The organism is Thiomicrospira sp., assembly GCF_036568485.1.
Lineage (GTDB): Bacteria > Pseudomonadota > Gammaproteobacteria > Thiomicrospirales > Thiomicrospiraceae > Thiomicrospira.
In genome coordinates this window covers 25,958-33,604 of the sequence record NZ_DATCSL010000063.1, presented here as the reverse complement: position 1 = coordinate 33,604, position 7,647 = coordinate 25,958, and the positions used below count along the sequence as shown (strand labels likewise).

General features: G+C 44.7%; 11 protein-coding genes. All 11 read right to left on the bottom strand.

From position 1 onward, the window contains the following. On the bottom strand, positions 1-812 hold an 812-nt coding region (gene hisD / locus VIM91_RS06885; RefSeq protein ID WP_331864081.1), incomplete at its 3' end, for a histidinol dehydrogenase. 2 nt (positions 813-814) lie between these two features. Further along, positions 815-1,447 (bottom strand): ATP phosphoribosyltransferase, encoded by a 633-nt coding sequence (hisG, locus tag VIM91_RS06880; protein ID WP_331864080.1) that lies wholly within the window; start codon positions 1,445-1,447, stop codon positions 815-817. A gap of 10 nt (positions 1,448-1,457) precedes the next feature. After that, positions 1,458-2,720, bottom strand: a complete 1,263-nt coding sequence (murA, locus tag VIM91_RS06875) for a UDP-N-acetylglucosamine 1-carboxyvinyltransferase (protein ID WP_331864079.1) — start codon at positions 2,718-2,720, stop codon at positions 1,458-1,460. Positions 2,721-2,726: 6 nt separating this feature from the next. Then, positions 2,727-2,948 (bottom strand): BolA family protein, encoded by a 222-nt coding sequence (locus VIM91_RS06870; protein WP_331864078.1) that lies wholly within the window; start codon positions 2,946-2,948, stop codon positions 2,727-2,729. Between the two features lie 19 nt (positions 2,949-2,967). Further along, positions 2,968-3,729, bottom strand: coding sequence for an ABC transporter permease (locus VIM91_RS06865; protein ID WP_331864077.1), 762 nt, complete (start codon positions 3,727-3,729; stop codon positions 2,968-2,970). Continuing rightward, positions 3,726-4,652, bottom strand: coding sequence for an ABC transporter ATP-binding protein (locus VIM91_RS06860; RefSeq protein ID WP_331864076.1), 927 nt, complete (start codon positions 4,650-4,652; stop codon positions 3,726-3,728). Before VIM91_RS06860 ends, VIM91_RS06865 begins: the two co-directional genes overlap by 4 nt. Further along, positions 4,649-4,942 (bottom strand): STAS domain-containing protein, encoded by a 294-nt coding sequence (locus tag VIM91_RS06855; protein ID WP_331864075.1) that lies wholly within the window; start codon positions 4,940-4,942, stop codon positions 4,649-4,651. Before VIM91_RS06855 ends, VIM91_RS06860 begins: the two co-directional genes overlap by 4 nt. Further along, entirely contained in the window at positions 4,929-5,570 is a 642-nt protein-coding gene (locus VIM91_RS06850) for an ABC transporter substrate-binding protein (protein WP_331864074.1), read from the bottom strand. Before VIM91_RS06850 ends, VIM91_RS06855 begins: the two co-directional genes overlap by 14 nt. Next, positions 5,567-6,037: an outer membrane lipid asymmetry maintenance protein MlaD gene (mlaD, locus tag VIM91_RS06845; protein WP_331864073.1), complete on the bottom strand. Its 471-nt coding sequence runs from the start codon at positions 6,035-6,037 to the stop codon at positions 5,567-5,569. The genes VIM91_RS06850 and mlaD overlap by 4 nt, the downstream gene beginning before the upstream one ends. A gap of 9 nt (positions 6,038-6,046) precedes the next feature. Continuing rightward, the gene (gene mlaE / locus VIM91_RS06840) at positions 6,047-6,847 is read right to left on the bottom strand and encodes a lipid asymmetry maintenance ABC transporter permease subunit MlaE (protein WP_331864072.1); all 801 of its coding nucleotides are present in this window, start codon (positions 6,845-6,847) and stop codon (positions 6,047-6,049) included. Further along, a complete protein-coding gene (locus VIM91_RS06835; RefSeq protein ID WP_331864071.1) occupies positions 6,847-7,635 on the bottom strand; it encodes an ABC transporter ATP-binding protein in 789 nt (262 codons plus the stop codon). Before VIM91_RS06835 ends, mlaE begins: the two co-directional genes overlap by 1 nt. Positions 7,636-7,647 lie beyond the last annotated feature (12 nt).

Below are 7,647 nucleotides of genomic sequence, written 5' to 3'. Positions count from 1 at the left end.
TCATCATGCTCAGCCTGAGAAAACAGGTCAACCGCAATCCAATCTGGATCAGTCTCTCCATCACACACGACCAAAATTTCAGACGGGCCCGCAATCATATCAATGCCGACCGTGCCAAACACCATACGTTTTGCTGTAGCTACATATATATTTCCAGGCCCGACAATTTTGTCTACGGCTGGGATAGTTTCAGTGCCATACGCCAAAGCAGCCACCGCTTGAGCACCACCGACACAGAACACACGGTCTACGCCACAAATTGCTGCTGCAGCCAACACCATCTCGTTGACTTCACCATCTGGCGTCGGTACCACCATAATCAACTCTTCTACTCCAGCGACTTTGGCTGGAACCGCATTCATTATCACAGAAGACGGATAAGCCGCTTTGCCACCGGGCACATACAAACCAACGCGATCCAAACACGTAACTTGCTGACCCAGCATGGTGCCGTCCGCTTCTGTATAAGACCAAGACTCGGTTTTTTGACGCTCGTGATAAATTCGAACCCGTTTAGTTGCCAGCTCTAAAGCATCACGCTGATCTTGAGGAATATTAGTTAAAGCCTGCTGCAAACGTGCTTGCGAGATTTCTAGCTCGGCACCGGTTTTTAAATCCAAACGATCAAACTTAGCGGTATATTCCAACAAGGCTTTATCACCTTCGGTTTTCACCCGATGCAATACTTCTTTTACTACATTGTTGACGCGGTCATCTGACACGCCTTCCCAATCTAGTAAACGATTTAACTCTTGTTTAAAACCCGATGCATTGGCATCCAAACGGCGAATATTAATGGCTGAGTCTGACATAACTATTTTCCTATTACAGTTTTGAACTGTTCCACGATTTCTTGAATCTGAGCAAATTTGGTTTTATAAGCATGTTGATTCACAATTAAACGCGAGCTGATATCGGCAATATGCTCAAGCGGTTTAAGGTGATTGGCTTTCAGAGTGTTACCGGTATCGACTAAATCTACAATACGATCCGCCAAACCAATTAAAGGTGCTAACTCCATCGAACCATAGAGTTTGATTAGATCGACTTGCTGACCCTGCTGGGCATAATATGCACGCGCCGAATTCACATATTTGGTGGCAATCTTTAAACGATGACCATGTGGTCGGTCTTCAACCGGACCTGCTACCATCAGGCGGCACTTAGCAATTTGCAAATCTAATAATTCATACAAATTATCAGAAGGCGCCTCCATCAACACGTCTTTACCGGCTACACCAATATCCGCTGCGCCATAGGCAACATAAGTTGGCGCATCGGTTGTACGTACAACCAATAAACGCACATTTGGCTGAGTGGTTTCTAGAATCAACTTGCGGCTGGTTTCTGGGTCATCTAAAGGCTCAATGCCCGCCGCTTTTAATAAAGGCAAGGTATCTTTAAAGATGCGGCCTTTTGACAGCGCAATGGTTAATGTCTGTTTCATAATCTAAACCTCAAGAACTTAAACGCTGAATATTCGCGCCCAAGCGGTGGAATTTTTCTTCAATACGCTCATAGCCACGGTCAATATGGTAAATTTTATTTACGACGGTTGTGCCTTGAGCGACGAGGGCGGCAATAATTAAACAAGCTGACGCTCTTAAATCAGTTGCGACCACTTCCGCACCGTGTAATTGAGCTTGCCCTTTGGTTTTTGCCACATTACCGTCTAATTCAATGTCCGCGCCCATCTTAATAAGCTCAGCAACATGCATGTAACGATTTTCAAAGATGGTCTCTTTAACCTTGGCTTCACCCGTCGCCAAACAGTTCATCACCAAAAACTGGGCTTGCATATCCGTTGGAAAATTGGGATAAGGGTGAGTCACAATATCAACCGCTTTTAACTCGCGCCCTCGCATATCCAATGTAATAGTTGACTCGGTCTCGGTAATCAATGCACCAGCTTCTTCAAACTTCTCCAATACCGAACGCAAATGTTTTGGTTCAACATGGGTCACAGTGACACAACCTTGTGTTACCGCCGCCGCTGCTAAATAAGTACCTGCTTCAATACGATCAGGAATCACGCGATAAGGCACGCCTTGTAATCTTGAGACACCTTCAATTGTAATCGTCGGTGTTCCCGCACCTTGAATTTTGGCACCCATTGCATTTAGGAAGTTAGCTAAATCTTCCACTTCAGGCTCACAAGCCGAGTTACGCAAAACTGTGGTGCCTTTTGCCAACACCGCCGCCATGATTAAGTTTTCAGTACCGGTCACCGTCACAGGCTGCATGTCAATATCGGCGCCCTTTAAACCCGCTGGTGCTTTCGCAATGATAAAACCGTCTTCAATATGAATATCCGCACCCATTTTCATCATGCCATCTATATGGATATTCACCGGGCGCGAGCCAATCGCACACCCACCCGGCAAGGCCACTTTAGCTTCTCCAAAACGTGACAACAAAGGCCCCATAGCTAAAATAGATGCGCGCATAGTTTTGACCAAATCATAAGGCGCTTCTTTGGTGTGAATATGAGATGAATCCAGCGTAATATTCATGCGCTCGTCCATCATCACTTCTGTTCCCATCGTCGCTAGCAGCTGAATAGTCGTGGTCACATCACGCAAGTGCGGTACATTAGATAAAGTTACTGGCGTTTCGGCCAACAAAGCACCCATTAAAATCGGTAATGCGGCATTCTTTGAACCCGAAATTTCGACCTCACCATTTAATACCGCCTGACCTTGTATGACTAATTTATCCATTCAACATTACTCGGGTGCGTGGGTTTTAATTGAAAGTGCGTGCAACTCACCATTTTCAAGCTGTGCTTTAAAAATATCGTTAACCAGACGGTGACGTTTTAACGGCGGCAAGCCCACAAACGCGTCACTGGTGACTTCGATACTAAAATTACAGTCCGCACCGGACATTTTGACCTGACTACCAGGTAAAGCGTCATGGATCATTTGTTGAATTTTTTCAGGAGACATAGATTTGATACCCAATTTTTTAGTGGCGTATTTTAACGCCTTTCAGCAATAAAATCAGATTTATCACGGTAACCACCACCAAAAAGGCCAAAGTTACGGCTAGGCTTAAATAAACCGAAACATCTGAACTGGCATAAAATCCATAACGGAAGCCATCCACCATATAGAAAAATGGATTAAAGTGTGACATGGTTTGCCAGAACTCAGGCAAGGCGTGAATGGAATAAAACACGCCGCTTAAAAAGGTCAATGGAATAATAATAAAGTTCTGAAAGGCTGCCAAATGATCATATTTTTCAGACAAGATACCAGCTATCAACCCGATACCTCCCATTAAAGCAGCACTCAACACCGCAAATAACACCACCCAGCTCACCGAGTACCATTGCAGATCAAACCAAATCCAGCCAACCACCAGCACACCCAGGCCAACCGCTAAACCACGCAAAACAGACGCAGCTATAAAGGCAATATAGAGCTCAAGCGGTGAAATAGGACTCACCAAGACAAAGGTTAAGTTTCCGTACATCTTGGACTGAATAATACTTGAAGACGAGTTCGAAAAAGCATTTTGTAAAATCGCCATCATTACCAGGCCTGGTATTAAGAATTGACTGTAAGTTAGACCAGAGAACGCATCAATTCGCGCCTCGATAACCTGACCAAAAATTAACAAAAACAATAACGTTGAAACCACCGGAGCGAAAACCGTTTGCACAACCACCGAATAAAAACGACGCACTTCCTTTACAAAGAAAGCCCAACATCCGTACCAATTCATGGCTTCACCTCCGTTAAATCTAAAAACACTTCTTCAAGTGACGCATCACGGGTACTCAAATCTTTAATATTCAATCCGTTTTCATGCAACCAACCCAAAATAGTGTCCATCGAAATATTTTTTTCGACACGGAACAAGCAAGCAGAGGCTTCACGCTCTACCAAGCGCAACTGAAGTTCACTGGTCAAGTTAATGGTTTTCGGATTATGCTCTTCTGGTAAAGTAATACGCAAATAACGATAAGGATGACGAGCCAATAAAGCTTGGGTTTTTTCTAGCGCTTTAACCTCCCCCTTCTGCATAATCGCGACCCTATCACACAAGGCTTCAGCTTCTTCCAAATAATGCGTCGTTAAAATAATAGTATGTCCAGCCGAATGTAGCTCTCGCGCAAACTCCCACAAGGTGCGGCGCAGATCAACATCCACCCCAGCCGTCGGCTCGTCAAGCACCAGTACTTGTGGCTTATGAACCAACGCCATCGCAATTAAAACTCGACGCTTCATACCGCCCGACAGCTGCTGGGTTTCAGCATTAGCTTTTTCACTCAAAGCCAAGCGCTCTAACAATTCGTCAACCCAAGCCCACTGAGCCTTGCCACGCAAACCAAAGTAACCCGATTGCACACGTAAAAGTTCACGAATGGAAAAGAATGGATCTGAAATCAACTCTTGTGGCACCAAGCCCAAAGCGCGGCGAGCTTGGCGATAGTCCTGAATCACATCATGCCCCATGACTGAAATTCGACCCGAACTGGGCGTGACTAAACTCGACATCGCATTAATCAGGGTCGACTTACCCGCGCCATTTGGACCGAGTAAACCAAAAAAACTGCCCTCTTCGACCTCAAAGCTAACATTATTAAGGGCTTGCAAATCGCCAAACTGTTTTGAAACCTGGTCAAATTTTACCGCTGCACTCATGCTGTCTCCTCGCTAATGGGTAAGATTTCGGTTAGGTTATATAAACTTAGTAAGATATGAAGCGAAGCCGGTGGATGAATCAGAGCTAAACGAGCTGAACAACGTTGCTGTAAATCCAACAACAATGCAATGCCAGCGCTATCAATTTGCGATACCTTAGCTAAATCCAGTGTCACCAAATCCGCCATATTAATTGACTCTAACTCACTCCAAACTTGCGTTAAGTTAGGCAGCATTAAAGGCGTATTAAAGGTTAAACGGCCGCCTGATTGTTGGCTAATCAACTTCATTAAAAGATTTATTCCGTTCTTTCATCGCCAAAATCACCTCATCAAAACCACGACGCTCAATATCCGTCGCATAAGACTGACGAAAATTCACCAACAAACTAATATTCTCTACAACAACATCATAAATCAGCCATTTTCCACTACTGGCTTCCTTGAAAATACGATAGGTTACTTCGGCCGTTGAGCCATCATCTTGGGTAACTTTGGTGGTAACAATCACGCGATTCTCACCATCTGGTAAAGGTTGCGCTACATCAATAGATCGCACATTCAGTTTTAAAATACTTTGTGAGTAAGAACGCATCAGCGTTAAGGTAAATTGTTCAACAAAATCTTGTTGTTGTTGTTGGTTTGCAGTACGCCAATAGCGCCCGACCACATATCGCGCCATACGTGCCGTATCAACATAAGGTAAAATATTTTGATCGGCAAACTGGCGAATAGCACTGGGGTTATCAGTCAATTCATCTGCGCGCGCCTTAATTTCATCCAATACTGATGTTGACAAGCCCACCACCATTTCCTGCGGATCTTGCTGATTAAGCTTAATGGGTTCAGCGAACACTAAGCCTGCGCCTAAAGACAAGCCTAATAATGCCGTTATTATTTGCGTTTTCCACAGCCTCATTTATCACCACCTTCCGTTAAACTCACCATGAGTCGACCAATTAAGTTCTCAAGCACTAACGCCGATTGTGTGTAATCAAAACGTCCACCATCAGCCAGCACTTGTTCATCACCCCCTATTTCAATCCCAACATACTGACTCCCAAGCAAGCCAGAGGTTAAAATTGAAGCCGACGAATCCATCGGCAAGTCGTCATAATCATTATAAATATCCATCAAAACCTTAGCGCGATAGCTAATTGGATCAATGCTGATTTCAGCCACTCGACCAATCGTCACGCCGCTAACTTTAACTGGCGCACGTACCGTCAAGCCGCCTACATTACTAAACAAGGCTTCAAGCTGATAACTCGGACGGTCTTGCATCGCATTAAAGTTACTCACTTTTAAGGCAATAAATACCATAGATACCAGTGTTAACAACACCAATAACCCCACTCCAATTTCTGCTTTAACTTGACGAGTCATAACCCTTTCCTATGTAAACATCAACGATGTCAAAATAAAATCCACACCCAATACCACAAGCGAAGCATGTACCACCGAGCGGGTCGTTGCGCGACTCACGCCCTCCGATGTCGGTACCGATTCATAACCTTCATAGAGCGAAATAATGGCTATTAAAATCCCAAAAACGATTGCTTTTATCAGGCCATTAATCACATCAGCTTGCCAATCAACCTGCTCGGACATCTGCGCCCAAAAAGCACCATCATCCACACCTAACCAACCCACCGCAACCACATATCCACCCAACACCCCTGTCGCGATAAAAATCATCGCAAGCATTGGCAAAGCTATGATACTGGCCAAAATGCGAGGCGCGATCACAAACTTCATCGGATCCACCGCCATCATTTCGAGTGCTGAAAGCTGTTCGGTTGACTTCATCAAACCGACCTCAGCGGTTAAGGCTGAACCAGCTCGCCCAGCAAACAAGAGTGCGGCCACTACAGGTCCTAACTCACGAATTAAGGATAAGGCGGTCATCGTGCCAACCGCTTCTTCTGAATTATAGGTTGTTAAAATGTGATGCCCTTGCAAACCCAACACCATTCCGACAAACAAGCCGGCTGTCAGAATAATCGGTAACGACAACACACCAGCAAAGTAGACCTGTTTCATGAGCAGTCGAATACGCCACGCACTATAAGGCAACGCAGGGATAACCGCCCAAACAAAAAATGCGCGTTTACCTAAACTTTGGAGAAAATTTAACGCGATACGACCCAACCAGGCCGTTGTTTGAGTCATTGATGACAAGGTCCAAGCCCACATTAACTTACACTCCAAGGTTCAACCGGATAATGCATTGGCACCGGACCGTCCGGCAAACCTTGTAAAAATTGCTGAACATAATCTGAATCGGACTGCTGCAAATCTTGCGGTGTTCCTTGCGCCACAATACGTCCTTCTGATAGGACACAAGCGAATTCGGCTATCGACAAGACCTCATTAACATCATGCGACACAATGACACTGGTTAAATTTAAACTGGCATTCAACTTCTGAATCAAAGACACCAACACACCCATCGTAATGGGATCTTGACCAACAAAAGGCTCATCATAAAATAACAACTGCGGATCCAACACAAACGCACGCGCTAACGCGACTCGACGAGCCATACCACCCGACAACTCCGATGGCATCAAGGCCTGAGCACCCCGCAAACCTATAGCTTCGAGTTTCATACGCACTAAATTAGTAATCAATGGTTCGGGCAGTTTAAAATGTTCACGCAAAGGAAAGGCCACATTTTCAAATACGTTCAAATCGGTCAATAACGCACCCGTTTGAAACAACATTCCCATTTGCTGACGAAGCTTATACAACGCATTACGACTTAATTGATTAACATCTTGACCATCAATTAAAATTCGCCCTGAATGTGGTTTTAACTGACCTACTATCAATTTTAGCAAGGTGGTTTTACCTGTCCCGCTTGGCCCCATGATGGCAGTAATTTGGCCGCGAGGAATTTGCAGACTCAGATTATCGAAAATTTTTCGATCACCTCGATAAAAGCTTAAATTTTCGATTTCAATCAATGGCCGACTTTGCATAATAGTTTGAAT

Bases quoted from the DNA above. Each gene is read 5' to 3' on its own strand.
- VIM91_RS06855 (WP_331864075.1), bottom strand. From the start codon at position 4,942: ATGAAGTTGATTAGCCAACAATCAGGCGGCCGTTTAACCTTTAATACG.
- VIM91_RS06860 (WP_331864076.1), bottom strand. From the start codon at position 4,652: ATGAGTGCAGCGGTAAAATTTGACCAGGTTTCAAAACAGTTTGGCGAT.
- VIM91_RS06835 (WP_331864071.1), bottom strand. From the start codon at position 7,635: ATGCAAAGTCGGCCATTGATTGAAATCGAAAATTTAAGCTTTTATCGA.
- VIM91_RS06870 (WP_331864078.1), bottom strand. From the start codon at position 2,948: ATGTCTCCTGAAAAAATTCAACAAATGATCCATGACGCTTTACCTGGT.
- murA (WP_331864079.1), bottom strand. From the start codon at position 2,720: ATGGATAAATTAGTCATACAAGGTCAGGCGGTATTAAATGGTGAGGTC.
- mlaD (WP_331864073.1), bottom strand. From the start codon at position 6,037: ATGACTCGTCAAGTTAAAGCAGAAATTGGAGTGGGGTTATTGGTGTTG.
- mlaE (WP_331864072.1), bottom strand. From the start codon at position 6,847: ATGTGGGCTTGGACCTTGTCATCAATGACTCAAACAACGGCCTGGTTG.
- VIM91_RS06850 (WP_331864074.1), bottom strand. From the start codon at position 5,570: ATGAGGCTGTGGAAAACGCAAATAATAACGGCATTATTAGGCTTGTCT.
- hisG (WP_331864080.1), bottom strand. From the start codon at position 1,447: ATGAAACAGACATTAACCATTGCGCTGTCAAAAGGCCGCATCTTTAAA.
- VIM91_RS06865 (WP_331864077.1), bottom strand. From the start codon at position 3,729: ATGAATTGGTACGGATGTTGGGCTTTCTTTGTAAAGGAAGTGCGTCGT.